Source organism: Jatrophihabitans sp., assembly GCF_051960575.1.
Taxonomy (GTDB): domain Bacteria; phylum Actinomycetota; class Actinomycetes; order Mycobacteriales; family Jatrophihabitantaceae; genus JBQCEE01.
Genome location: NZ_JBQCEE010000097.1, coordinates 12481 through 36077, shown reverse-complemented (window position 1 = coordinate 36077; position 23597 = coordinate 12481). Strand labels below are relative to the sequence as shown.

The 23597-nt window shown below is 72.7% G+C and carries 28 protein-coding genes; 15 read left to right on the top strand and 13 right to left on the bottom strand.

Annotated features, from left to right (window positions below):
- Both ACTHMS_RS05145 and lepA read left to right on the top strand, forming a co-directional pair.
- Positions 1 to 249, top strand: a 249-nt coding sequence (locus ACTHMS_RS05145) for a winged helix-turn-helix transcriptional regulator (protein ID WP_440305599.1), incomplete at its 5' end; no start/stop codon positions are given.
- 135 nt (positions 250 to 384) lie between these two features.
- Positions 385 to 2250: a translation elongation factor 4 gene (lepA, locus tag ACTHMS_RS05140; RefSeq protein ID WP_440305598.1), complete on the top strand. Its 1866-nt coding sequence runs from the start codon at positions 385 to 387 to the stop codon at positions 2248 to 2250.
- A gap of 108 nt (positions 2251 to 2358) precedes the next feature.
- Here lepA and ACTHMS_RS05135 read toward each other — a convergent pair whose 3' ends face one another.
- Positions 2359 to 2730 carry a VOC family protein gene (locus ACTHMS_RS05135; RefSeq protein ID WP_440305597.1) on the bottom strand — a complete coding sequence of 124 codons (372 nt, stop codon included), beginning with the start codon at positions 2728 to 2730 and terminating at the stop codon, positions 2359 to 2361.
- A gap of 53 nt (positions 2731 to 2783) precedes the next feature.
- Here ACTHMS_RS05135 and ACTHMS_RS05130 point away from each other — a divergent pair, with 53 nt between their 5' ends.
- Entirely contained in the window at positions 2784 to 3194 is a 411-nt protein-coding gene (locus tag ACTHMS_RS05130; protein WP_440305596.1) for a hypothetical protein, read from the top strand.
- A 76-nt stretch (positions 3195 to 3270) separates the two neighbouring features.
- Here ACTHMS_RS05130 and ACTHMS_RS05125 read toward each other — a convergent pair whose 3' ends face one another.
- From ACTHMS_RS05125 to ACTHMS_RS05105, 5 genes are all read right to left on the bottom strand, one after another.
- Positions 3271 to 3816 (bottom strand): 2'-5' RNA ligase family protein, encoded by a 546-nt coding sequence (locus ACTHMS_RS05125; protein WP_440305600.1) that lies wholly within the window; start codon positions 3814 to 3816, stop codon positions 3271 to 3273.
- A gap of 82 nt (positions 3817 to 3898) precedes the next feature.
- Positions 3899 to 4867 carry a zinc-binding dehydrogenase gene (locus tag ACTHMS_RS05120; RefSeq protein ID WP_440305595.1) on the bottom strand — a complete coding sequence of 323 codons (969 nt, stop codon included), beginning with the start codon at positions 4865 to 4867 and terminating at the stop codon, positions 3899 to 3901.
- A gap of 21 nt (positions 4868 to 4888) precedes the next feature.
- Entirely contained in the window at positions 4889 to 6421 is a 1533-nt protein-coding gene (locus ACTHMS_RS05115) for a DHA2 family efflux MFS transporter permease subunit (protein WP_440305594.1), read from the bottom strand.
- 99 nt (positions 6422 to 6520) lie between these two features.
- Positions 6521 to 6796, bottom strand: a complete 276-nt coding sequence (locus ACTHMS_RS05110) for a DUF6295 family protein (protein WP_440305593.1) — start codon at positions 6794 to 6796, stop codon at positions 6521 to 6523.
- The gene (locus tag ACTHMS_RS05105) at positions 6796 to 7533 is read right to left on the bottom strand and encodes a dienelactone hydrolase family protein (RefSeq protein WP_440305592.1); all 738 of its coding nucleotides are present in this window, start codon (positions 7531 to 7533) and stop codon (positions 6796 to 6798) included. The genes ACTHMS_RS05110 and ACTHMS_RS05105 overlap by 1 nt, the downstream gene beginning before the upstream one ends.
- 36 nt (positions 7534 to 7569) lie before the next feature.
- Between ACTHMS_RS05105 and ACTHMS_RS05100 the strand changes: the two genes are divergently transcribed.
- From ACTHMS_RS05100 to hemW, 3 genes are read left to right on the top strand one after another with little or no spacing between them, the layout of a single operon-like run.
- A complete protein-coding gene (locus ACTHMS_RS05100) occupies positions 7570 to 7989 on the top strand; it encodes a ribonuclease domain-containing protein (RefSeq protein WP_440305591.1) in 420 nt (139 codons plus the stop codon).
- Positions 7986 to 8213 carry a barstar family protein gene (locus ACTHMS_RS05095; protein ID WP_440305590.1) on the top strand — a complete coding sequence of 76 codons (228 nt, stop codon included), beginning with the start codon at positions 7986 to 7988 and terminating at the stop codon, positions 8211 to 8213. Before ACTHMS_RS05100 ends, ACTHMS_RS05095 begins: the two co-directional genes overlap by 4 nt.
- 35 nt (positions 8214 to 8248) lie before the next feature.
- Complete coding sequence (hemW, locus tag ACTHMS_RS05090) at positions 8249 to 9478, top strand: radical SAM family heme chaperone HemW (protein ID WP_440305589.1); 1230 nt, start codon at positions 8249 to 8251, stop codon at positions 9476 to 9478.
- Here the strand turns inward: hemW and ACTHMS_RS05085 are convergent.
- Positions 9438 to 9785, bottom strand: a complete 348-nt coding sequence (locus ACTHMS_RS05085) for a type II toxin-antitoxin system VapB family antitoxin (RefSeq protein WP_440305588.1) — start codon at positions 9783 to 9785, stop codon at positions 9438 to 9440. The genes hemW and ACTHMS_RS05085 overlap by 41 nt on opposite strands.
- Before the next feature lie 66 nt (positions 9786 to 9851).
- Here ACTHMS_RS05085 and hrcA point away from each other — a divergent pair, with 66 nt between their 5' ends.
- Genes hrcA through ACTHMS_RS05070 form a run of 3 tightly spaced genes read left to right on the top strand, consistent with a single transcriptional unit; the run spans position 9852 to position 12781 of the window.
- A complete protein-coding gene (hrcA, locus tag ACTHMS_RS05080; protein ID WP_440305587.1) occupies positions 9852 to 10871 on the top strand; it encodes a heat-inducible transcriptional repressor HrcA in 1020 nt (339 codons plus the stop codon).
- Positions 10872 to 10931: 60 nt separating this feature from the next.
- Complete coding sequence (dnaJ, locus tag ACTHMS_RS05075; RefSeq protein ID WP_440305586.1) at positions 10932 to 12062, top strand: molecular chaperone DnaJ; 1131 nt, start codon at positions 10932 to 10934, stop codon at positions 12060 to 12062.
- The gene (locus ACTHMS_RS05070) at positions 12059 to 12781 is read left to right on the top strand and encodes a 16S rRNA (uracil(1498)-N(3))-methyltransferase (RefSeq protein ID WP_440305585.1); all 723 of its coding nucleotides are present in this window, start codon (positions 12059 to 12061) and stop codon (positions 12779 to 12781) included. The genes dnaJ and ACTHMS_RS05070 overlap by 4 nt, the downstream gene beginning before the upstream one ends.
- Before the next feature lie 103 nt (positions 12782 to 12884).
- On the opposite strand, the gene ACTHMS_RS05065 is transcribed toward ACTHMS_RS05070, so the two are convergent.
- Genes ACTHMS_RS05065 through ACTHMS_RS05050 form a run of 4 tightly spaced genes read right to left on the bottom strand, consistent with a single transcriptional unit; the run spans position 12885 to position 15532 of the window.
- The gene (locus ACTHMS_RS05065; RefSeq protein ID WP_440305584.1) at positions 12885 to 13616 is read right to left on the bottom strand and encodes a carbon-nitrogen hydrolase family protein; all 732 of its coding nucleotides are present in this window, start codon (positions 13614 to 13616) and stop codon (positions 12885 to 12887) included.
- A gap of 53 nt (positions 13617 to 13669) precedes the next feature.
- Positions 13670 to 14671 carry a hypothetical protein gene (locus tag ACTHMS_RS05060; protein ID WP_440305583.1) on the bottom strand — a complete coding sequence of 334 codons (1002 nt, stop codon included), beginning with the start codon at positions 14669 to 14671 and terminating at the stop codon, positions 13670 to 13672.
- Position 14672: 1 nt separating this feature from the next.
- Entirely contained in the window at positions 14673 to 15194 is a 522-nt protein-coding gene (locus ACTHMS_RS05055; protein WP_440305582.1) for a YceI family protein, read from the bottom strand.
- Positions 15191 to 15532 (bottom strand): hypothetical protein, encoded by a 342-nt coding sequence (locus tag ACTHMS_RS05050; RefSeq protein ID WP_440305581.1) that lies wholly within the window; start codon positions 15530 to 15532, stop codon positions 15191 to 15193. Before ACTHMS_RS05050 ends, ACTHMS_RS05055 begins: the two co-directional genes overlap by 4 nt.
- A 110-nt stretch (positions 15533 to 15642) precedes the next feature.
- Here ACTHMS_RS05050 and ACTHMS_RS05045 point away from each other — a divergent pair, with 110 nt between their 5' ends.
- From ACTHMS_RS05045 to ACTHMS_RS05020, 6 genes are read left to right on the top strand one after another with little or no spacing between them, the layout of a single operon-like run.
- Positions 15643 to 18441, top strand: a complete 2799-nt coding sequence (locus tag ACTHMS_RS05045; RefSeq protein ID WP_440305580.1) for an ATP-binding protein — start codon at positions 15643 to 15645, stop codon at positions 18439 to 18441.
- 10 nt (positions 18442 to 18451) lie between these two features.
- A complete protein-coding gene (locus ACTHMS_RS05040) occupies positions 18452 to 18790 on the top strand; it encodes a histidine triad nucleotide-binding protein (protein WP_440305579.1) in 339 nt (112 codons plus the stop codon).
- A 42-nt stretch (positions 18791 to 18832) separates the two neighbouring features.
- Positions 18833 to 19891, top strand: a complete 1059-nt coding sequence (locus ACTHMS_RS05035) for a PhoH family protein (RefSeq protein ID WP_440305578.1) — start codon at positions 18833 to 18835, stop codon at positions 19889 to 19891.
- A complete protein-coding gene (gene ybeY / locus ACTHMS_RS05030) occupies positions 19888 to 20430 on the top strand; it encodes an rRNA maturation RNase YbeY (protein WP_440305577.1) in 543 nt (180 codons plus the stop codon). Before ACTHMS_RS05035 ends, ybeY begins: the two co-directional genes overlap by 4 nt.
- Positions 20427 to 21743, top strand: coding sequence for a hemolysin family protein (locus tag ACTHMS_RS05025; protein WP_440305576.1), 1317 nt, complete (start codon positions 20427 to 20429; stop codon positions 21741 to 21743). The genes ybeY and ACTHMS_RS05025 overlap by 4 nt, the downstream gene beginning before the upstream one ends.
- The gene (locus ACTHMS_RS05020; RefSeq protein ID WP_440305575.1) at positions 21740 to 22078 is read left to right on the top strand and encodes a cytidine deaminase; all 339 of its coding nucleotides are present in this window, start codon (positions 21740 to 21742) and stop codon (positions 22076 to 22078) included. The genes ACTHMS_RS05025 and ACTHMS_RS05020 overlap by 4 nt, the downstream gene beginning before the upstream one ends.
- Positions 22079 to 22248: 170 nt before the next feature.
- On the opposite strand, the gene ACTHMS_RS05015 is transcribed toward ACTHMS_RS05020, so the two are convergent.
- Together ACTHMS_RS05015 and ACTHMS_RS05010 are read right to left on the bottom strand one after the other, a co-directional pair.
- Positions 22249 to 22992, bottom strand: coding sequence for an alpha/beta hydrolase family protein (locus ACTHMS_RS05015; protein ID WP_440305574.1), 744 nt, complete (start codon positions 22990 to 22992; stop codon positions 22249 to 22251).
- Complete coding sequence (locus ACTHMS_RS05010) at positions 22989 to 23594, bottom strand: hypothetical protein (protein WP_440305573.1); 606 nt, start codon at positions 23592 to 23594, stop codon at positions 22989 to 22991. The genes ACTHMS_RS05015 and ACTHMS_RS05010 overlap by 4 nt, the downstream gene beginning before the upstream one ends.
- Positions 23595 to 23597: the final 3 nt, after the last annotated feature.

The following is a 23597-nucleotide window of genomic DNA, read 5'->3' as shown; positions in this document are numbered from 1 at the left end:
CGGTTCGGCGAGCTGCGGGAGCGGATCGGCGGCGTCGCGCCGAAGGTGCTGACGCAGACCCTGCGCGCGCTCGAGCGCGACGGCCTCGTCACGCGGACCGTGTACGCCGAGGTGCCACCACGGGTCGAGTACGCGCTGACGAAGCTGGGCAGGTCGCTTCGCGAGCCGCTCGAAGCGGTGCAGGTGTGGGCCGAGCAGCACGTCTCGACCGTCCTCGCGGCGCGCGATGCCGCCGACGCGGCTGGCTGAACAGCGACTGGCGGGCCGGCAGGCCGTGACATGCGACCATTGAGGCGACGCACAGCAGGCGCGAGCCCGCTGTAGAAGCCTGAAGAAACCCGTCGAAACCCTGTACAGAGCCGAAAGCCCGAGGATCGCGCCCACGTGACCGAACAGCAGACGTCGCTCGGTCGCACCGACCCGGCGGTCATCCGCAACTTCTGCATCATCGCCCACATCGACCACGGCAAGTCGACGCTGGCCGACCGGATGCTGCAGTTGACCGGCGTCGTGGGCGACCGGCAGATGCGCGCGCAGTACCTCGACCGCATGGACATCGAGCGCGAGCGCGGCATCACGATCAAGGCGCAGAACGTCCGCATGCCGTGGCGCGGGCGCGCGCTCGACGGGGTGGTGGGCAACAACTACGTGCTGCACATGATCGACACGCCCGGTCACGTCGACTTCACCTACGAGGTCAGTCGCAGCCTGGCTGCTTGCGAGGGCGCGATCCTGCTCGTCGACGCGGCGCAGGGCATCGAGGCCCAGACGCTCGCCAACCTCTACCTCGCCCTCGAGAACGACCTGCACATCATCCCGGTGCTCAACAAGATCGACCTGCCGGCCGCACAGCCCGACGTCTATGCCGCCGAACTCGCGCACATCATCGGTTGCGATCCCGACGACGTGCTGCGGGTCAGCGCGAAGACGGGTGAGGGCGTCGACGCACTGCTCGACCTGATCTGCCGCGACGTGCCGGCTCCCGTCGGGGATCCCGACGCGGCCCCGCGCGCACTGATCTTCGACTCCGTCTATGACATCTATCGCGGCGTCATCACCTACATCCGCGTCGTGGACGGTGCGTTCACGCCGCGCGAGCGCATCAAGATGATGTCGACCGGCGCAACGCACGAGCTGCTCGAGATCGGTGTCATCTCGCCCGAGCCGCTGCCCACACAGGGGCTCAGCGTCGGCGAGGTCGGCTACCTGATCACCGGCGTGAAGGACGTGCGCCAGTCGCGCGTCGGCGACACCGTCACTGACGCGGCCAAACCGGCCAAGGACTCGCTCGGCGGGTACCGCGACCCGCGTCCGATGGTCTACTCCGGCCTGTATCCGCTGGACGGTTCGGACTACCCGCTGCTGCGCGACGCTCTCGACAAGCTGCGGTTGAACGATGCCGCTCTCGTGTACGAGCCCGAGTCGTCAGCGGCCCTCGGCTTCGGATTCCGTTGCGGGTTCCTCGGCTTGCTGCACCTGGAGATCACGCGTGACCGCCTCGAGCGCGAGTTCGACCTCGACCTGATCAGTACCGCGCCGAACGTCGTCTATCGCGTGATCCTGGAGGACGGCGAGGAGCACGTCGTCACGAACCCGTCCGACTGGCCGACCGGCAAGAAGATCGCCGAGACCTACGAGCCGGTCGTGAAGGCGATGATCATCGCGCCGAGCGAGTACATCGGCGCGATCATGGAGCTCTGCCAGCAGCGGCGCGGCTCGCTCGGCGGCATGGACTACCTGTCCGAGACCCGCGTCGAGCTGCGCTACACGCTCCCGCTCGCCGAGATCATCTTCGACTTCTTCGACCAGCTGAAGTCGCGCACCCGCGGCTACGCCTCGCTCGACTACGAGTTGGCGGGCGAGCAGAGCTCGGACCTCGTCAAGGTCGACATCCTGCTGCAGGGCGAGCCGGTCGACGCGTTCAGCGCGATCGTCCACAAGGACAAGGCGTACGGCTACGGCACGTCGATGACGACGAAGCTGCGGCAGTTGATCCCGCGGCAGCAGTTCGAGGTGCCGATCCAGGCGGCCATCGGTGCGCGCGTGATCGCGCGCGAGAACATCCGCGCCATCCGCAAGGACGTGCTCGCCAAGTGCTACGGCGGTGACATCACCCGCAAGCGCAAGCTGCTCGAGAAGCAGAAGGAGGGCAAGAAGCGGATGAAGATGGTCGGCCGGGTCGAGGTGCCGCAGGAGGCCTTCATCGCCGCGCTCTCGACCTCGGACGCGCCCGAGCAGGCCAAGCGCTGACCACCTTGTCCCCCGGCCCGGGCACGAGCGGAGCTGCTGGCTGACCGGCGCGGGGGACAAGCGGTGTCTGCCGCGGGTGCAACAGGTGTTGCGGACGCGGACGGCCCGTCAGCCGCCGGCGGTGTGACAGACCGCCTCGACGTTGTTGCCGTCCGGGTCGCGGACGAACGCCGCGTAGTACGAGCGGTGGTACTCCGGGAATTCGCGGGGGCGGTAGAGCACCTCCGCATCGTGCTGCAGCGCCGTCCCGAAGAAGGCGTCGACCGCCTCGCGCGTCGGCGCGGTGAAGGCCAGGTGCGACTCGCGGAAGCCGGTGCCGGTGTTGTGCGGGCCGATCCAGAACGTCGGCATGTCGGTGCCGTAGCCGATGGCCTCGGGGGAGTCGAACATGCGCTTCGCGCCGAGCACGGCGAGCACCGCGTCGTAGAAGCGGGCGCTCGCTGCCAGGTCCGAACACTGGATGGAGACGTGATCGATCACCCGTGCAGTCTCGTGCACAGGACGGGTGCGGCGCGAGTGGGTAGGTTCGGCGGATGCTCGCCGCCCGTGTCGCCGCCGCTGCCGTCGCGGCGTCGGTCGTGGGCGCCTGCAGCAGCAGTGGCACGCCGGCGGCGAAGGATCCCGCGACGTCGTCGAGCTGCACCCGCGTCCAGACGGTCACCAAGCAGCTGAACAGCATCAGCACCGATCTGGCAGCGAGCAAGCGGCTCTTCCGGCAGGTGTCGACGGAGGTCGCCGGCCTCGTCGCGGACGCGCCCGCCTCCCTGCGTCCGGACGCGGCGAAGCTGCAGCGCAGCGTCGGCACCGTGCAGCGCTACGTCGAGCGCGCGACGACCATCGAGCAGCTGCAGCAGAGCGAGCAGCAGCCGGCCGTGCAGGACGCGTTCAACGACCTGCTCACCGCCGCCGCCGCGATGACCGACTGGCACGACCACCACTGCTGACGCGAAACCCCCTGCTTCGGCTCGTTTCTGTCCCTGAAAATGGGCCGGAGCAGGGGGTTCCGCGTCGTCCGGCGGGTCAGCCGGTGAGCGGGGCGAGGGCGGTGTCGCCGCGTCCGCCGACGAGGATGGTCGCGACGGCGTCGACGAGCGCGTGGATCGGCTCGTAGCCGTCGGCCAGGGCGTCCTGCAGGTCGCGCAGCCGCGGCTTCGGGACGCGCGTGGCGAGGGTGCAGTGCGGCGCCCACTGCCCGGCGTCGCTGCGCTCGCCGAAGGCGGCGGGCCAGCCGGCGGCGAGCAGGCTCTCGTGCGCGTCGGCCTGCAGCGCCGCCAGCGCGGGCGACGGGTCGGGGCCGAGCCAGAGGGCACCCGCGCGTCCGAACCGGCCGACGTGCGAGAGCACGAGCGGCAGCGGGGCGTGCCGCGCGGCGACCTGGGCAGCGACGGCGACGACGCGGTCGAGTTCGCCGCCCCGCTCGACCCGCGCCGCGGCGAAGGTCAGGTGCGGGCGGTGCGGCGGCCGGTCGGGCAGGGCATGGCCGAGCGCCCGCAGCCGCTCGCGCACCCGCAGGATCGCCGCGTCCGACGCCTCGTCGAACGCCGCACACAGCACGGCCGTCACCATCGTCACACCGGAAACCCTCCCGTGTGGCTCATGTCCGGTCGCAGAAATGGGCCACAGGGGAGGGTTTCGCGTTCTGGGGGGCTCAGACCTCGAGGACGATCTTGCCGACGAGGTCGCCGCCGGCCATGGCGGTGAGCCCGTCGGCGGCCTGCTCGAGGGGCAGGACACGGTCGATGTGCGGGCGCAATCCGGACGCGCGCAGGAAGCCGATGAGGTCGACCAGCTCGGCCTTGGTGCCCATCGTCGAGCCGAGCACCTGCAGCTGCAGGAAGAAGATGCGGGTCAGGTCGGCCGGGGGGTTCGGGCCGGTCGTCGCGCCGGAGATGACGATCTGGCCGCCGGGCTTGAGCGAGCGCACCGAGTGGGCCCAGGTGGCCTCGCCGACGGTCTCCATGACGGCGTCGACCCGCTCGGGCAGGCGGGCGCCGGACGCGAACGCCTCGTGCGCGCCGAGCTCGAGCGCCTTCGCCTGCTTGTCCTCCGACCGCGCGGTGGCGTACACGCGCAGACCGGCGGCGCGCGCCATCGAGATGCACGCCGTCGCGACGCCGCCGGTGGCGCCCTGCACGAGCACCGACTGGCCGGGGCGCAGCTTCGACTGCACGAAGAGCATGCGGTAGGCGGTGAGCCATGCGGTCGACAGACAGGCCGCCTCGGCGAACGACAGCTCCGCGGGCTTCGGCACGACGTTGTGCTTCGGCACGACGACGTGCTCGGCGAGCGAGCCCTGGTGCTTCTCGGACAGCAGCGAGCGGCCGGGGTCGAGCGTCTCGTCGCCGGTCCAGCCCGGAGTGGTGATCACCGAGTGGACGACGACCTCCTGGCCGGTCGACTCGTCGATGCCGGCCGCGTCGCAGCCGAGGATCATCGGCAGCTGCTCGGCCTTGATGCCGACGCCGCGCAGCGTCCAGAGGTCGTGGTGGTTGAGGCTCGCGGCCTTCACCGCCACCCGCGTCCAGCCGTCGGGCACCTCGGGCTCTGGCCGCTCGCCGACCACCAGGCCGGCCAGGGGATCGTCGGGGTTGATCGACTCGGCGTAGACGGCGCGCATGGCGCCGACCCTAACCGGGCTTCAGACCAGGATCGGGGCGGGGGCGTCCATGCCCTGCTCGGCCGACGTCAGCTTGTGCCGGGGCAGCAGGAACGCCGGGACGAGGCAGAGCGCGACCAGCACGACGCCGACGGTGTAGGTGGTGGCGAACGAGTCGGCGAGCTGGCCGTACACGGTGTGCAGCTGGGCCGGGGACGGCGGCGGGCCGGTCGGCTTCGACTGCTGCTGCGAGGCCTGGACGAACTCCTTGAGCGGGTGCTTGCCGAGTTCCTGATTGGTGAGGATCACCGAGAAGGTCGCCGTGCCGATGGAGCTCGAGACCTGCTGCAGGATGTTCACCAGCGTCGAGCCGCGGGCCACCTGCGCGTGCGTCAGCGTCTGCACCGCCGCCGTGAACGCCGGCATCATCGTGCAGCCCATGCCGAGCCCCATGACGAACAGGCCGAGCAGCAGCACCCAGTACGGCGTCGTCGCGGTGACGAAGGTGAAGACGCCCATCGACGGCACGATCAGGCACAGCCCGGTCAGCACGACCTTGCCGGGGCCGATGCGGTCGACCAGCTGGCCCGCGACCGGCATGGTCAGCATCGCGCCGAGCCCCTGCGGGATCAGCAGGAGACCGGTCGACAGCGTCTTCTCGCCGCGCACCTGCAGGAAGTAGCTCGGGAACAGCAGCCCGGCCCCGAAGAACGCGATGGCGAACAGCGCCATCGTGATCACCGCGACGGTGAGCTGCCGGTTCTTGAACAGGTGCAGGTCGATGAGCGGGTGGTCCTTGCGCAGCGCGTGGAAGACGAACGCGAGGATCAGCACGAGCCCGATCGCGGCCGGGATCAGCACCCGCGAGGCCAGCACGGTGTGCTTGTCCGGGATGGACGAGACACCGAACAGCGTGAGCGCGAGGCCGGGCGAGAGCAGCAGCATGCCGAGCAGGTCGAACGACTGCGAGGGGCTCGGGGCGTCCTTCGGCAGGATGACGAACGCGTAGACGAGCGCGACGGCGCCGAGCGGCAGGTTGATCAGGAAGATCCAGTGCCAGCTCGCGCTCTGGATCAGCCAGCCGCCGAGGATCGGGCCGCCGATCGGGCCGAGCAGCATCGGCACGCCGAGGATCGCCATCACCCGGCCGACCCGGTCTGGGCCCGCCGCGTGGGTCATGATCGTCATGCCGAGCGGCATGAGCATGCCGCCGCCGAGGCCCTGCAGCACGCGGAACGTCACCAGCATGCCGATCGAGGTCGCGGTGCTGCACAGGACCGACCCGGCGACGAACAGGGCCACGGCGAGCATGAACAGCCGCTTCGTGCCGAAGCGGTCGGCCGCCCACCCGGTCAAGGGGATCACCGTCGCCAGCGCCAGCGTGTAGCCGGTCATCGTCCAAGCGACGTTGGCGTAGGTGGCGTGGAAGACCTTCTGGAAGGTCGGCAGCGCGACGCTCACCACGGTGATGTCGAGGATCGACATGATCGCCGCGAGCACGACGACGCCGGCGAGCGTCAGGACGCCGGCGTCGATCTTGTCCGACGCCGGCGCCGGCGTCGAGGTGGCGGTCATGGGTGCACCTTCCGGGTCGGCCGAACGACCCCGGAAGTGTCGCACCCACCACCGACAACGTGCAGCGACTTTTCGCCGCCGACCGTCACACTGCCGCTGCTACCCGGTCAGACCGGTCATCTCCGCCGGGGCGGAGTCGAGGGCCGCGGTGATCGCCGCGACCAGCTCGCGCGCCGCCTCGGCCGTCAGTTCGACCGCGACCCGCGCCGACGGCCCGCGCGACGGGTCGGCGAGGTCGATGTTCAGCGTGTGCTCGGCCTGGGCGTGCACGGGGTGGTCGAAGTAGACGGTCGCGTCCGAGACGCGGAACCAGGACGAGCCCGGCCCCTTGGCGCTGCCCTCGACGGGGGTGCGGAACGTCGCGTAGGTGCACATCAGAGGTACCGCCCGAAGAAGTCGGCCACGCGCTCCCAGCCGTCGACGGCCGCTGCCACGCGGTACGAGGGCCGGTCGGGGGAGAAGAAGCCGTGCCCCGTGTCGTCGTAACGGTGGAACTCGTAGGTCTTGCCGTGCTCCTTGAGGATCTGCTCGAACTCGTCGACGTGCGCCGGCGACGGGTGCTGGTCGTCGTTGCCGAACAGGCCGAGCACCGGGCACGAGAGGTTCGGCAGCTTGTCGACGATGTTCGTGATGGGGATCGGGAACTCCTTCGGCGGAGTGCCGGTCACGTAGGCGCCGTAGCAGTCGACCGCGGCGTCGAGGTCGAGGTTGCAGGCGGCGAGCACGCTCTGCCGCCCGCCGGAGCAGTAGCCGATCGTCCCCACCTTGCCGTCGGACGTGTCGAGGGCGCGCAGGTACGCGGCCGCCCCGCCGACGTCGCCGACGAGCCGCTCGTCCGGCACCCCGCCGTTCGCGCGCGCCACCGCGGCGGCGTCGGACGGGTCGGCGCCCGGCGCCTCGCGCGAGTAGAGGTTCGGGCAGATCGCGTCGTAGCCCAGCTCGGCGAAGCGGCGCACGAACTCCTTCATGCCGCGGTCGTAGCCCGGCAGGTGGTGGATCAGGACGACGCCGCCGCGCCGCCCGGTGCCCTCCGGACGGGCGAGGTAGGCCTCGATCTCGTCACCGCCGGCGCCGGTGATCGTCACGGTTGTCGCAGTCAACGAATCGCTCATGACCTCGATGGAACCACGTCCGTAGAGTCGACCGGCGTGCGCCGTGTCCGACGTCCCCTGCTCGCGCTGATCGCGCTGGTCGTCGCGCTGCTGGTGGGGTACGCGGTGCGCGGTTCGGACTCGTCGCCGCAGCGCTCGACGGGCCCGTCGCCGTCGGTGAGCGCCGACGGCCGGGACGCCGCACCGCTCTCGTCGCTGCCGCCGCAGGTCGCCGCGACCGTGCGCCTGGTCGAGCAGGGCGGCCCGTTCCCGTACCCGCGCAACGACGGCGTGGTGTTCCACAACAACGAGCACCACCTGCCGGCGGAACGCGACGGGTACTACCACGAGTACACGGTGCCGACGCCCGGCTCGCCCGACCGCGGCGCGCGCCGCCTCATCGTCGGCAGCGACGGCACCTACTGGTACACGGCCGACCACTACGAGAGCTTCGTCCGCGTGGAGCTCGACCGATGAGGGACGTCATCGCCGACATCTACCGACAGGTGGACGCACCCGGCTGGGCCGCGCCCAACCTCGACGGCCTCGTCGACGTGCTGCGCGACCTGTCGTGGCTGCCCGAGGGGCCGGTGGAGCTGGTCGTGCCCGAGGCGACGTGGGACCTCGTGCGGGCGCTGGTGCAGGTGGTGGACGAGACGGCCGACGGTCCGCGCCCGGTACGCGTACGCACCGTGCCGTAACCGGAGTTGTCAGAGGGTCGGCGCACACTGGACGCGTGCCATCCGCCCTGCCCCACGGTGATCCGCCGCCGCCCGACGGTCGGCTGCCCCGCACCGTGCTCGACGCCGGGCGCGACGCCGACTTCGGCGTCTACGTGCACGTGCCGTTCTGCGACACCCGATGCGGCTACTGCGACTTCAACACCTACACCGCCACCGAGCTCGGCAACGGCGTCAGCCGGGGCACCTACGTCGACACGCTGCTGCGCGAGGTGCGGCTCGCCGCCGAGGTGATGCGGGGGTACACGCGTCCGATCAGCACGATCTTCTTCGGCGGCGGCACGCCCACCCTGCTGCCGGCCGAGCACCTCGGCCTGGTGCTGCGCGAGCTGCACGAGCGGTTCGGCATCGCGCCCGACGCCGAGATCACCACCGAGGCGAACCCCGAGACGGTGACGCCCGGGTACTTCGCCCGGCTGCGCGAGGCGGGCTTCACCCGCGTCTCGATCGGCATGCAGTCGGCCGTGCCCAAGGTGCTCGAGGTGCTCGACCGCAAGCACCGGCAGGGCCGCCCCGAGCAGGCCGTCGCCGAGGCCCGCGCGGCGGGCTTCGAGCACGTGAACCTCGACCTCATCTACGGCGCGCCGTACGAGACCGACGACGACTGGCGCGCCTCGCTCGAGGCCGCGATCGCCGCGAACCCCGACCACATCAGCGCGTACGCCCTCGTCGTCGAGGAGGGCACGGCGCTCGCGCGGCAGGTCGCGTCCGGTGTGGTGCCCGAACCGGACGACGACGTGCTCGCCGACCGTTACCTCATCGCCGACGACGCGCTCGCCCGCGCCGGCTATCAGTGGTACGAGATCTCGAACTGGGCGAAGACCCGTGCCGCCAGGTGCCGGCACAACGAGCTCTACTGGTCGGACGCGTCCTGGTGGGGTCTGGGCCCCGGGGCGCACAGCCACGTCGCCGGGGTGCGGTGGTGGAACGTGAAGCACCCGGCGCGCTACGCCGCCCTGCTCGAGCAGGGACGCAGCCCGGCCGCCGGCCGCGAGACGCTCGACGCCGAGGCCCGGCTCACCGAGCGGATGATGCTGGCGATCCGCATGCGCTCAGGCCTGCCGTTCGACGACATCCCGCCCGCGGCGCGCGAGCGGCTGCCGGCGCTGGCCCAGTGGGGTCTGGTCTCGATGGGGACGAACGTGGTGCTCACCCAGCGCGGCCGGCTCATGGCCGACGCCGTCGTCAGGGAGCTGTTGACGGCTGCGGAGCGGCCGGTGGCGTGACCCCGAAGTTCAGCGCGTCCAAGTCGAGCACGCGCACGTGAATGGTGTTGCGGCCGTGCAGCGCCGCCCGCAGCGCGCGGTGCAGGCCGTCCTCGAGGTAGGTCTCGCCGCGCCAGTGCACCGCGTGGGGGAACAGGTCGCCCGCGAAGCTGGAGTCCTCGTCGAGCAGATGGTCGAGGGCGAGGGTGCGCTTGGTGGTCACGAGGTCGCCGAGGCGCACGGTGCGCGGCGCGACCGAGGCCCAGTCGCGCGACGAGAGCCCGTGCTCGGGGTACGGACGCCCGTCCCGCACCGCCTTGAAGATCATGACGCTTCCTCCCGGGCCCGACCCTAACCCGGGCGAACTCGGGCCGGGAGCAAATAGAATCGGCGTGTGGCAGCCGATGACCGAAAGCTCGAGGTGCTGCGGGCGATCGTCGAGGACTACATCCTCACGAACGAGCCCGTCGGCTCCAAGGCGCTGGTCGACCGCCACTCCCTGGGCGTGTCGCCGGCGACCATCCGCAACGACATGGCGGCGCTGGAGGAGGAGGGGCTGATCCACCAGCCCCACACCAGTGCCGGCCGGGTGCCCACCGACGCCGGGTACCGCATGTTCGTCGACCGGCTCACCGAGGTGAAGCCCTTGACCGCCGCCGAGCGGCGCGCGATCTCGGCGTTCCTCGAGGGCGCCGTCGACCTCGACGACGTGCTGCACCGGGCGGTGAAGGCGCTCGCGCAGCTCACCCGCAACGTCGCCGTCGTGCAGTACCCCGTGCTCTCGCGCAGCCGGGTGCGGCACCTCGAGCTCGTCACCGTGTCGACCACGCGGCTGATGCTGGTGCTCATCACCGACACCGGACGCGTCGAGCAGCGCATCGTCGAACTGCCCGCGCCCGTCGCCGAGAGCGACGTCTACGAGCTGCGCGGCACGCTGAACGCCCACCTGCGCGATCGGCCGTTGTCGGAGGCGCCGCAGATCGTCGAGCAACTGCCCGCCCAGGTGGCGCCCAACCTCGCCGGGCTGCTCGCCACGCTCACGACGGTGCTGCTCGAGGTGCTCGTCGAGCCGAAGAGCGACCGCGTGCTGCTCGGCGGTACCTCGCACCTGAGTCAGCAGACGCTCGACTTCCCGGCGATCCGGCCGGTGCTCGAGGCGCTCGAGGAGCAGGTGGTGCTGCTGCGGCTGCTCGACCAGTCGGTGTCGGCGAGCAAGGTGGTCGTCCGCATCGGCAACGAGACCCAGCACGAGGGGCTGCTGCAGACCTCGGTCGTCTCCACAGGCTACGGCGTGCGCGGCGAGCCGGTCGGCGCGGTCGGTGTGCTCGGCCCGCGGCGGATGGACTACGGACACACCATGGCCCGCGTCGCCGCGGTGGCCCGCTACGTCGGCGAACTGCTCGAAGGCCGCTGATCCGTACACTGGCTCTGGCACTCGCCGGTGCAGAGTGCTACCGATGGACGAGGACGGATCGTGCCTGATCGCGACTACTACGCCGTGCTGGGCGTCAAGAACTCCGCGACGCCGGAGGAGCTGAAGCGCGCCTACCGCAAGCTCGCGCGCGAGCTGCACCCCGACGTCAACCCCGACCCGGCGGCGCAGGACCGGTTCAAGGAGGTCACGACCGCCTACGAGGTGCTGTCCGACCCCGAGAAGCGGCGCATCGTCGACCTCGGCGGCGACCCGCTGGCGCAGGCCGGCGGCGGTGGCGGCGGTGGCTTCGGCGGGTTCGGCGGCTTCAGCGACATCTTCGACGCGTTCTTCTCCGGCGGCGCGACGGGCGGCGGCGGCCGGGCGCGCCGCAGCCGGGTGCGTCCGGGTGCCGACGCGCTGCTGCAGATCGCGCTGACGCTCGAGGAGGCCGCGTTCGGCGTGCGCCGCGAGCTCTCGGTCGAGACGGCGATCCTCTGCACCGGCTGCCAGGGCAGCGGCTGCGCGCCCGGCACGAACCCGGTGCGCTGCGACACCTGCAACGGCTCGGGCGAGATCCGCACCATCGAGCGCTCGATCCTCGGCCAGGTGCAGATGAGCCGGCCGTGCCACGTGTGCGGCGGCACCGGCGAGCGCATCCCGTCGCCCTGCCCGACCTGCGCCGGCGAGGGCCGCATGCGCGCGCGGCGCACCATCACCGTCGACGTGCCCGCGGGCATCGAGGACGGCATGCGCATCCGCCTGGCCGGCCAGGGCGAGGTCGGCCCCGGCGGCGGCCCCTCCGGCGACCTCTACGTCGAGGTGGCCGAGAAGCCGCACGAGCAGTTCACCCGCGAGGGCAGCGACCTGCACTGCACGCTGTCGGTGCCGATGACGTCGGCCGCGCTCGGCTGCGACATGGTGCTGCAGACCCTCGACGGCGAGGAGAAGATCGACATCCGCCCCGGCACGCAGCACGGCACCGTGCTGACGCTGCGCGGCAAGGGCGTGCCGCGGCTGCGCAGCACCGCCCGCGGCGACCTGTTCGTGCACGTCGAGGTCCGCACGCCGACCCGGCTGGACGACCGGCAGGAGACGCTGCTGCGCGAGCTCGCCGCCCTGCGCAACGAGGACGTCGCCGTGCACGGCAAGAACGGCGGGCTGTTCGGGAAGGTGCGGGACAAGCTGCGGTGACGCCGCCGCTGTTCCTGCTCGACCCGCTGCCGGTGGGCGACACGCTCGTTCTCGTCGGGGACGAGGGGCGCCACGCCGCCCGCGTGAAGCGGCTCGGCGTCGGTGAACCGCTGCTGGTGGGCGACGGGCGCGGCACCGTCGCGTCGTGCGCGGTCGCCGAGGTGCTGCCCGACGGGCTGCGCTGCTCGGTGCTCGAGCGGCGGGTCGAGGGGGTGCCGCGTCCGCGACTGGTCGTCGTCCAGGCGCTGCCGAAGGGTGAGCGGGCCGAGCTGGCCGTCGAGGTGCTCACCGAGCTCGGGGTCGACGAGATCGTGCCGTGGGCGGCGGCGCGCTCGGTCGTGCAGTGGCACGGGCCGCGCGGGGAGAAGGCCCGCGAGAAATGGCAGCGCACCGCGGCCGAGGCGGCGAAACAGAGCCGCCGGGCGTGGGTGCCGACCGTCGCGCCGCTCGCGTCGACCGCCGACGTCGCGCACCGGGGAGCCGCCCTGCTGGTGCTGCACGAGGCCGCGGCCGTGCCGCTCGCCGGCCTGCCGTTGCCGGACGCCGACGAGCTGGCGATCGTGGTCGGGCCCGAGGGCGGTGTGAGCGACGACGAGCTGCGCGCCTTCGAGGCCGCCGGCGCGACCGCCGTCCGGCTCGGGGAGCCGGTGCTGCGCACGTCGACCGCGGGCGCCGCGGCGCTCGCCGTCCTCTCGGCCCGCCTCGGCCGCTGGGCCTGACCGACGCCCGGCCCCGACCGACGCGTCCGGCCTGCGTCCCCACCCCGACCCAGACCCCGATGATCTCGGGAAAACACGGGTCAGAGCCCGGGTTTCCCCGAGATCATGACCGCGTCGCGCGGCGGCTCCGGGGTCCGCGATGCAGCGTGGCCAGGGCGAACGAGCCAGGCCGGTCGTCGGCGCGGGCGAGCACCGAGCCGGTCGCGTCCCAGATCGTCGAGCGGCCCGCGGTGCGGGTGTAGCCCTCGCCCGTCGGGCCGGCGAAGCTCGCGAAGACGACCGGGGCGTGCAGCAGTGAGGCGATGAGCGCGCCGCGGCGGTCCTGCTCGGCCAGCTCGTCGTCGGCGTGCACGAGCCCTGCCACGTAGAGGTCCGGACGCAGCGCCGCGACCGCCTCGTGATGACCGGCCTGTCCGGTGTCCCGGCAGATGCCGAGCCCGACCCGCCAGCCGGCGATGTCCAGCACGGCGGGCGCCGGCCCGGCCGCGAAGGAGCGCGCCTCGTCCGCGCCGACGTACTGCTTCCGGTATGCCACCTCGACGCCCGAGCCGGTCACGGCGAGCATCGCGATGAACCGTCCCGCGGACTCCTCCACCGGGGCACCCACCAGTGCTGTCGAGCCCGCGGCCCCACATGCGGCGACCAGCGGCCCGAGTACGTCGGACGGCACCGCCGGTGCGTCGAGCACGTAGCCGGTCAGCGACAGTTCGGGGAAGACCCACAGGTCCGCGCGCGCCGCCGCCATGAGTTCCGCGTGCGCCCGCACCGTCGCGTCCAGGTCGCCGGACGTCACGACCGGCTGGGCGGCCGCGACGGTGAGCGGTGTGGACGGCACCGGCCGAGCGTAGGACTGCGCAGGCCCGCGACGGCGTTCGCACCAGGGGTCGATCAGCCTCCGGCCTCGCGTCGGGAGCGCGGTCGCGGGCCCCATGACGGGAAGTTCACGGGCCGGTCCGGCGGGGTCGTCACGATGACGTGGATGTCGCCGGTGCGCGGATCCATCCGGCAGATGAAGTCGACGCCCGCCGCGAAACTGTGGCAGACGACCAGCATCGTGTGGCCGTCGGGCGACCAGACCGCCTTGGTGAAGGCCCAGTCGGCGGTCGGGGCGCGCACGACCGTCAGTCCGGAGCCGTCCGGATGGACGGAGTACACCGTTCCGGCGCCCGGGGCCGAGGTGGCCTCCGGTGCGATGTTGAATGTGATGAGGCGACCGTCGGGCGACCACCTGGGGTGCTCGAGCCCGCTTCTCGGGGCGACCACTCGGCGCAGCCCGGTGCCGTCGGTGCGCACGACGTAGACGGCTTCGTCCTGCGCCGAATCGGTCGGGCTGGACGGCCCGACGATCCGTCCGAAGGCGATGGAGCGCCCGTCGGGGGAGTACACCGGCTCGACGTCGAATCCGTCGCTGGTGACCTGGTGCGGGTGTGAGCCGTCGGCATCCATCTCCCAGATGTCGGTGTGGAAGGCTGGGTCGTCCGGCAGTTGGGACGACGCGTCGAACACGATGTGCTTCCCGTCGGGTGCATAGCGTGGGACCTCCTGGATGCCGGGACCGGAGGTGAGTCGGGTTTCGTGTGACCCGTCCGGGCGGACGGTGGCGATGTGCTCGTCGTCGCCCGCGGAGTAGTCGAAGGCGACGGTAGACCCGTCCGGTGACCAGTCGGAGAAGAAACTGGGCACGGTGGTGAGCCGCCGCTGGTGGGTGCCGTTGGCCTGCGCCGTCCACAGCGTCCAGAAGCCCAGACCCGGGTCGAACCGGCCGAACGCGATCGGCCCGTTGCCGACCGTGGAGGTGGCGGCCGAGTGCGCGGCCGGTGCCAGGACGACGGTGGCGGCGACCGCGACGACGGCGAGCAGGCGCGGTGCTCTGTGCAGCGCGGTGGACATGTCAGCCGGGCCGGAACGTCAGGTCGAGGCGGATCTGGACGACACGCCCGATGAGCACGCGCGGGGCTCGCACGCCGAGCGCGCGCCGGTCGAGCCGGGTCGTCGCGACGACGTGCACCGACCCGTCGCCACCATCGCCGCCGTCGTCGATCTCGACGACGCGCAGGACGACGTCCGCCGCTGCTCGGCCGGCGAGCCTGCCGACGACCTCGACACCTGCGTCCGTCGTGACCACCCTGCCGGCGAAGGTGAGCGTCGGGGCGGATGCGGTGTCGAGCAGCCGCGGCTGCTGCAGGTCCGCATCGCGTCGGCGGTTCCCGGTGTCGATGCGGGTGAGGTCGAGCGTCGCCGAGACCGCCGCCGGTCGGCCCGAGGCGTCGACGTCCACGGACGCGTCGACGACCGGGACGCACCCCTGCACCCGAGCCAGGCCGAGGGCGTGGCGCACCGTGAAGGTCGCCGAGGTGAGCGTCGACGCCGCCGTCCAGCGGCCGGTCCGCAGGCCGGTCAGCGACGCGGTCACGCCCGCACCAGCTCACGGAAGTCGGCGTCGTAGGCCGCGACGACCTCGTACCGGGTGAAGCGGTCGGGGCCGGTGAGCAGCGCGGGGTCCTCGCCCGGCAGCAACTCGGTGCCGAGGATGACCTGGCTGCCCCGGTCGAAGGCGCGCTCGTCGTCGGCGAGCACCAGCACCAGCTCGGTGCCGTCGGGTTGGCGCAGCACGAAGGTGCCGCGGTGCGATGCGCGGACCTCCGCGTCGGCCGCGAGCGCAGGCATCAGCCGGTGGCGTCCGGCGGTGTCATTCGCGGTCACGACCTCGGCGCTGCGCGGGCCGTCGAACCAGGCGATCTGGGCGTACATGGCGTCCTCCTCCGGACGAGTGGTTCCGACCCGCCCACCGTGTCCGCACGGACGACGCACGGCCTCAGTGGAGCCACGCAGACCCGGTACTGGTCCGCGATACTGACCGCGTGCACGCCGGCGGCATGCTGGTCGGACGAGCGGCGGAAATCGACCGGATCGCTCGTGCGCTCGACGACGCCCGGGCCGGGCACGGCCGATTGGTGGTCGTCGCCGGGCCGGCCGGCATCGGCAAGAGCAGGCTGGCCGATGCTGCCGTCGAGGCGGCCCGCGAGCGCGAGATGGTCGTGGCACGCGGCACCGCTGTCGACGACCCCGGCGCGCCGCCGCTGTGGCCGTGGACGGGCGTGCTGCGCGACCTGCCGGGTGCCCCCGGGCTGGCTCTCGCGTCGGCGGACGAGTCGGACGCCGCCCGCCGGTTCCAGGTGTTCGCCTCGGTCGAGGAGACGCTGGCCACGCAGGCGTCGGCGTCCGGGCTGCTCGTCGTGCTCGAGGACCTGCACTGGGCCGACGGCCCGACGCTGTGGTTGCTGCGGCACGTGACCGCCTCGTTGCCCCGCCACCGGATCGCCGTGGTCGCGACCGCGCGCGACTCCGGCAGCACGGCGTTCGACGAGGTCGTGCCGCACCTCGTGCGGGGCGACGCGGCGACCGTCGTCCAGGTGCCGCCGCTGGCGCCCGAGGCCGTCCGGGCCTGGCTGACGCACCGGTCCGACGGCATCGACCCCGAGCTCGCGACGGCACTGCACGAGCGCACCGGCGGCGTGCCGCTGCTCGTGCGACTGGTCGTCGAGGAGCTCGCGCTGCACCCCACCGACCGGTCGGCCCTGGACCGGCTCATGGTCGAGCGGCCGCAGCTGCGTCGGTTGGTGGCGGCCCGTGTCGCGGCGCTGCCGGCGGCGGTGCGCGAGGCGGTGCACGCGGCCGCGATCCTCGGCGAGCACGGGGACGCGGAGCGCATCGCGCGCGTGCTGGGCCGTCCGGTGCACGAGACGGTCGATGATCTGGACGCCGCCGTCGTCGCCGGCGTCCTGGGCGGCGGGGCCGGGCTCGGTTTCGCCCACGCCCTCATCCGCGACGCGGTCGTCGCCGGCCTGTCGCTCGCCGACCGCGACCGGCTGCACCGCGCCGCGGCCGAGACGCTGGAGGCGGATGGGGACCTTGCGGTCGCCGGCTCGATCGCCCGGCACTGGCAGCAGGTCAGCGGCAGGGACGCCGCCGCGAGATGTGCGGCGTGGGCCGAGATCGCCGATGACCGGGCCCGGGCGGGATTCGCCGCCGACGACGCGCTCGGCTACGCCGAACTCGCCCTCGACCGCGCCCGCGTGCTCGGTGCCGACGACGCCGAGCAGGCCCGGCTCCTCGTCCGCGTCGCCGAGGCGGCCTACCTCGCCGGCCGCCTGGACGCCAGCCTTGCCGCGTGCGAGGAGGCGGCCGACCGCGCGCAGGCGGCTGCCCGCCCGGATCTGCAGGCCGCGGCCGCGTTGGTGGTGCAGGGGGTGTCCGACCCGCTCGCGGTGGGTTCGGTGCCGCGGCTGTGCGAACGCGCCCTGGCCGCGCTGCCCGTCACCGAGCACGCGACCCGGGCGCGGCTGATCGCCCAGCTCGCCGTCGGACTGGCCGAGACCGAGCAGGGTGCGCCGGCGGCGGAGGTCGCTGCCGAGGCCCTCGTCGAGGCCGAACGGTCGGGTGATGACACCGCGATCCTGGAGGCCCTCGCGGCGCGCCACGTCGCGGTGTCCGTCCCCGACTCGGTGACCGAACGGCTGGACCTCGGCCGGCGTGCCGTCGCGCTCGGCGCCGACGCGCAACGCCCCATCGCCGCGCTGTGGGGCCACCTGTGGCGCGCCGACGCCGCCATGCAGCTCGGCAACCTGCGCGAGTACGACCACGAGGTCGCGGCGATCGCGCAGATCGCCCGCACCCAGCGATCGGTGCTGGCGCAGTGGCATCTGCACCGACACCGTGCCGTCCGGGCCGTGCACGACGGGCGCTTCGCGACGGCGCGCGACGAGACCGCTGCGGCGCTCGCGCTGGCCCGCCGCATCGGCGAGCCCTCGATGATCGGGATGGCGTACGCGTTCGACCTGCAGCTGGCGGTCGTCCTCGACGATCCGTCGGTGCTGGCCCCGGACCACCTCGACGTGCTCGCCGCGGCCCCGCCGGTGCCGATCATCGCCGTGTGCATCCCGCTCACGCTGGCGGTGCGCGGCGATCTCGACGCCGCGCGGCGGCACCTGGCGGGGCTGCGCCACATCCCGAGCACGCAGCCGTACGGCACCCGCTGGTTCGGCACGGTGTTCCAGCTCGGTGTGGCCGCGGTGCTCGCAGGTGACGCGGCGCTGGCGGGGGAGGTCTACGACCGCTGTGCGCGGTTCGCGCACTACTCGTCGGGCGACGGATCCGGTGCCGTCTTCACGTGGGGCGCCAACGCCCGGGTCGTCGGCCTGTTCGCCGCAGCCGCCGGGCGCACCGCCGAGGCCGAACGGCACCTGCGCGACGCCGTGGCGATGAACGACCGCGTCGGCGCGCGCCCCTTCGCCGCGCTGAGCCGGCTGGCGCTCGCGGAGCTGCTGACCGCCGGCGGATCGGCGCTGCCCGAGGCGGCGTCGCTCGCCGCCGACGCCGCCGCGGAGTTCCGGCGGCTGGACATGCCGGTGCGCCTGCGCCGGGCCGACGACCTCGCACGCACCGTCGCCGCGGCGCGGCGTGCGGCGTCCCCGCTGTCGGACCGCGAGCGCGAGGTCGCCGACCTGGTGGCCCAGGCCCTGTCGAACCGCGAGATCGCCGCCCGACTGGTGCTGTCCGAGCGCACGGTCGAGACGCACGTGCGCAACATCCTCGCCAAGCTCGGCTTCAGCGCGCGCGCCGAGATCGTCGCGTGGGCCCTGCGCGACGCCGCCCGTTAGGGTCGGTCGCATGGCCGACGACTGCCTCTTCTGCAAGATCGTGGCGGGCGACGTCCCGTCCACGAAGGTCTACGAGGACGAGCACACGATCGCCTTCCAGGACATCAACCCGCAGGCGCCGACGCACGTGCTCGTCGTCCCGCGCGAGCACCACACCGACGTCGCCGACGTCGCGCGCGACCCGCACACGGCCGCCGCGCTGCTGGCCGGCGTCCGCGGATTCGCCGCGCAGCAGGGGCTCACCGACTTCCGCACCGTGTTCAACACGGGTGCCGGCGTGGGTCAGACGGTGTTCCACGTGCACGCCCACGTGCTGGCCGGGCGCCCGTTCGGCTGGCCGCCCGGCTAGGTCGTCGGCGATCGGGGCTGTCCGGGTGCGTCCGTCGCTACCATGGAGGTGTCCGCGTCCCCGACCAGGAAGCCCAACTTGTCCGAAACCACAGCTGGTACGGACCGTGTCTCCACCACTCTCGTGGTGCCCGGTGAGCAGGCCATGGTGGCCCTGCTGGGCTCACGCGACGAGTTGCTCCGCGTCATCGAGGCCCGTCTCGACAGCGACATCCATGTCCGCGGCAACGAGATCACCATCAGCGGCCGGGCGGCCGACAACGCCGTGGCGGTGCGCCTGTTCGAGGAGTTGCTCGAGCTGATCCGCGCCGGCCAGAACCTCACCCCGGACTCGATCGCGCGCGCCCACGGCATCCTCACCGCCGAGACCGGCGAACGGCCGGCCGAGGTGCTGAGCCTCAACATCCTGTCGCGGCGCGGCAAGAACATCCGCCCCACGACGCTGAACCAGAAGCGTTACGTCGACGCCATCGACCACCACACGATCGTCTTCGGCATCGGGCCGGCGGGCACGGGCAAGACCTACCTCGCGGTCGCGAAGGCCGTGCAGGCGCTGCAGGCCAAGCAGGTCAACCGCATCATCCTGACCCGGCCCGCGGTCGAGGCGGGCGAGCGGCTCGGCTTCCTGCCCGGCACCCTGTTCGACAAGATCGACCCGTACCTGCGCCCGCTGCTGGACGCGCTGCAGGACATGCTCGACCCCGAGTCGATCCCGCGGCTGATCCAGGCCGGCACGATCGAGATCGCGCCGCTCGCGTACATGCGCGGCCGGTCGCTGTCGAGCGCGTTCATCATCCTGGACGAGGCGCAGAACACCACGCCCGAGCAGATGAAGATGTTCCTCACCCGGCTCGGCTTCGACTCGAAGATGGTCATCACCGGCGACGTCACCCAGGTCGACCTGCCCGGCGACCAGCAGTCGGGCCTGCGGGTGGTGCGCAACATCCTCACCGAGATCGAGGACGTGCACTTCGCCGAGCTCACGTCGTCCGACGTCGTGCGGCACCGCCTCGTCAGCGAGATCGTCGACGCCTACGACCGCTACGACTCCCGCCGTCCGGCCGACGGGCCGGACCAGCGGCGCGCCAAACCCCGCCGATGATCGAGATCAACAACGAGTCCGGCGTGGCCGTCGACGAGGCGGCCCTCGCCGGGCTCGGTCGTTTCGTGCTCGACGCGATGGGCATCGACCCGCTCGCCGAGCTCTCGGTGGTGCTGCTCGACACCGAGGCGATGACGGCCCTGCACGTGCAGTGGATGGACCTGCCCGGCCCGACCGACGTCATGGCCTTCCCGATGGACGCCGAGGAGGGGCCCGACCGGTTCGAGGGCAGCCATCCCGGGGCGGAGGCGGGCGAGCCGCAGGCCCTGCTCGGCGACGTCGTGCTCTGCCCCGAGGTGGCGCAGGAGCAGGCGAAGTCGGCCGGCCACTCGCTCGAGAGCGAGCTGCACCTGCTCTGCACGCACGGCATCCTGCACCTGCTCGGGTACGACCACGGCGAGCCGGACGAGGAGCGCGAGATGTTCGAGCTGCAGGCCGACCTGCTGCGTGACTGGGTCGCGCAGACCGGCCGCGCGCCGATCCGCACCCCGCGCGCGGGCACCGGCGGCGGCGTGCGGGACGGCGCGAGGCACACGTGACCTCGTCCGACGTCATCACGCTGGTGGTGGCGATCCTGCTGGTCCCGGTCGGCGGCACGCTGGCCGGCATCGACGCGGCGCTCGCGCGGGTGTCGAAGGCACGCGTCGAAGAGATGGTGCGCGAGGAGGAGCGGGGCGCGCCTGCGCTGCTCGAGGTGATCGGCGAACGCGCCCGCTACACGAACCTGCTGCTGTTGCTGCGTGTCTCGTGCGAGCTCACCGCCACCGTGCTGGTGACGATCGTCGCGCGTGCCGCGTTCGGCACGCGCTGGCCGGTCGCCGCGCTCACCGTGCTGGTGATGGTCGTGGTCTCGTACGCCGTGATCGGCGTCGGCCCGCGCACGCTCGGCCGCCAGCACCCGTACCGGGTGGCGCTGCGCACGGCCGGGCTGGTGCGGGTGCTCGGGCGCCTGTTCAACCCGCTCGCCGGCCTGCTCACCCTGCTCGGCAACGCGATCACGCCCGGCCGAGGCTTCCGCGACGGACCGTTCTCGTCCGAGGTCGAGATCCGCGAGCTGGTCGACATGGCCGAGGAGCGCGGCGTCGTCGAGCACGGCGAGCGGCAGATGATCCAGTCGGTCTTCGAGCTCGGCAACACCATCGCCCGCGAGGTGATGGTGCCGCGCACCGACATCGTGTTCATCGAGCGCAGCAAGACCGTGGCGCAGGCGCTCGCGCTGGCCCTGCGCAGCGGGTTCTCGCGCATCCCGGTGATCGGCGAGAACGTCGACGACATCATCGGCGTGGTGCAGTTCAAGGACCTCACCCGACGTGCCCAGGACGCCGACCGCGCCCGCTCGACGCTGGTCGAGGAGGTGATGCGTCCGATCGCGTACGTGCCCGAGAGCAAGCGGGTGGACGACCTGCTGCGCGAGATGCAGGCCAAGCGGCTGCACATCGCGGTGGTCATCGACGAGTACGGCGGTACCGCGGGCATCGTGACCATCGAGGACATCCTCGAGGAGATCGTCGGCGAGATCACCGACGAGTACGACGTCGAGCGGCCGCCGATCGAGCGCATCGATGACGACACGGCCCGGGTGACGGCCCGGCTCGCGGTCGAGGACCTCGGCGAGCTCTTCGACGTCGAGCTGCCCGAGCGCGACGACGTCGAGACCGTCGGCGGCCTGCTCGCCGAGGCGCTCGGTAGGGTGCCGATCGCCGGGTCGGCCGCGACCGTGCACGGGCTCGAGCTCACCGCCGAGAGCATCAGCGGCCGCCGCAACCGCATCGACACCGTGCTCGTGCGCCGCGTCACCGACGACGACGGGCACGGCGAGACCGAGGACGCCGAGGAGATGGAGCACGCGTGAGCGCGCCGGACGCCGACCAGCTCGACCCCGAGGACGCCAAGCTCGTCACCCTCGCGCGGTCGGCCCGCGCCCGCACCCGGGCGCCGCAGGGCGCGGCCGTGCGCGACACCGACGGGCGCACCTACGTCGCCGCGTCCGTCGACCTGCCGTCGCTGTCGGTGACCGCGCTGCAGCTCGCCGTCGCGATGGCGGTCTCGTCCGGTGCGCCTGGTCTGGAGGCCGCGGTGGTGCTGGGGGACACGAGCGTGGACGAGGCCGGCGAGCGCGCCGTCCGCGACCTCGCCCCGTCCGCCACGATCCTGCACGCGAAGGCCGACGGCACCCTCGCCGACTGACGCGGGACCTTCGCGCCGGCGCCCGAGGGTGACGGACTCCGTCCGAGGGTGACGGATCCAGCCCACGGGTGACGGGAAATATGCCGTCTCCGATCAAGCTGATCCGTCACCCGGCGGCGCCGCCCGTCATCGTGGGGCGCGACCCGTCACCCTGGACAGCGGCGCGGCGGTCAGAGCAGGGACGTGATGGCGTCGACGGCGACGGCCCAGTCGGGGTGGTCGGGGTCGATGAGCGTGAAGTGGTCACCGGTGGTCTCGACCAGCCGGGCGGACGATCCCGCCGCCGTCGCGGCCGTCACGTAGGCCACCGACTGGGCGAACGGCACCTGCGCGTCCTGCTGCGAGTGGACGCACACGACCGGCACGTCCAGCGGCAGGCGCTGCATCGGGTCGGCGAGGGCGTAGCGCTGCGGCACCTGGTCGGGGGTGCCGCCGAGCAGGTCGACGATCGCGCCGCGGCCCACGCGGCCGCCCGCGCCGGTGGCGAGGTCGAGCACGCCACCCTGCGACACCACGCCCGTCACCCGCACCCCCGGACGCGACCCGGGAGCGCCGTCGGGCAGCTCGGGCCGTCCGGCCGCCCACACGGCGAGATGCCCGCCCGCAGAGTGCCCGACGGCGACGACCGACGAGGTGTCGACGTCGAGGGTCGCGAGGTGGTCGATGGCCGCGGCGACGTCCTCGAGCGTCGTCGGCCAGCCACCGCCGCTGCCGACCCGGCGGTACTCGATGTTCCAGACGACGTGCCCGCGCCGCACGAGATCGGCGGCCAGCGGGCGTCCGAGTGAGAGGTCGTAGGCTGCGCGCCAGAAGCCGCCGTGGATCACCACCACGATGCCGGGCCGCCGCCCGCCACGCGGCACCGAGAGCTCGCCGAACTGGTTCGGGTCGCCCCCGTACTCGCTGACGATCACGGCAGCCGCAGGTGCTTGGTCGCCTGGACGGCGTTGAACGACGGCGAGGTCACGACGGTGCGCACCAGCACCATGGTGACGCCGTGGGGCACCGCGCACGCCCAGTCACGACCGTGGTCCGCGCGGTAGAACGCGGTCTGGAAGCAGACGCCGGTGGTGCCCTGCAACCGCACCTGCTGCGGGTTCGTGCCGCGACGGGCGACGAGCACGGTGGCGTTGTAGGCCGCCTTCGCGCTGCCGTAGCGGGTGATCGTCACCTCGAGCGCGGGCTGGCGCCCGGGCGGCAGCTTCTCGGACTGCGACAGCGGCGAACCCTGCAGGGCGTAGATGCGGCAGCCCACGACGGCGCCGCCGCTGCGCAGCACGGTGATGCGGTCGAGGCGCATGCCGAGGTCGTCGGCGGCCGTCTGCTCGTCGATCAACGGGCAGCGCCGGGCGGTGGCCGCGGTGGTGGGGCCGGTGCTGACCGGCGTGACGTGCGGTGCCACCGTGGTGGTGATCGTCGAGGTCGTGGGCGGCGGGGGAGCGGACGACGAGGTGCAGCCGGCCATGGCGAGCGCCGCCCCGAGCACGGGCACACCGAGCAGGGGCCGCCATCGCACGGG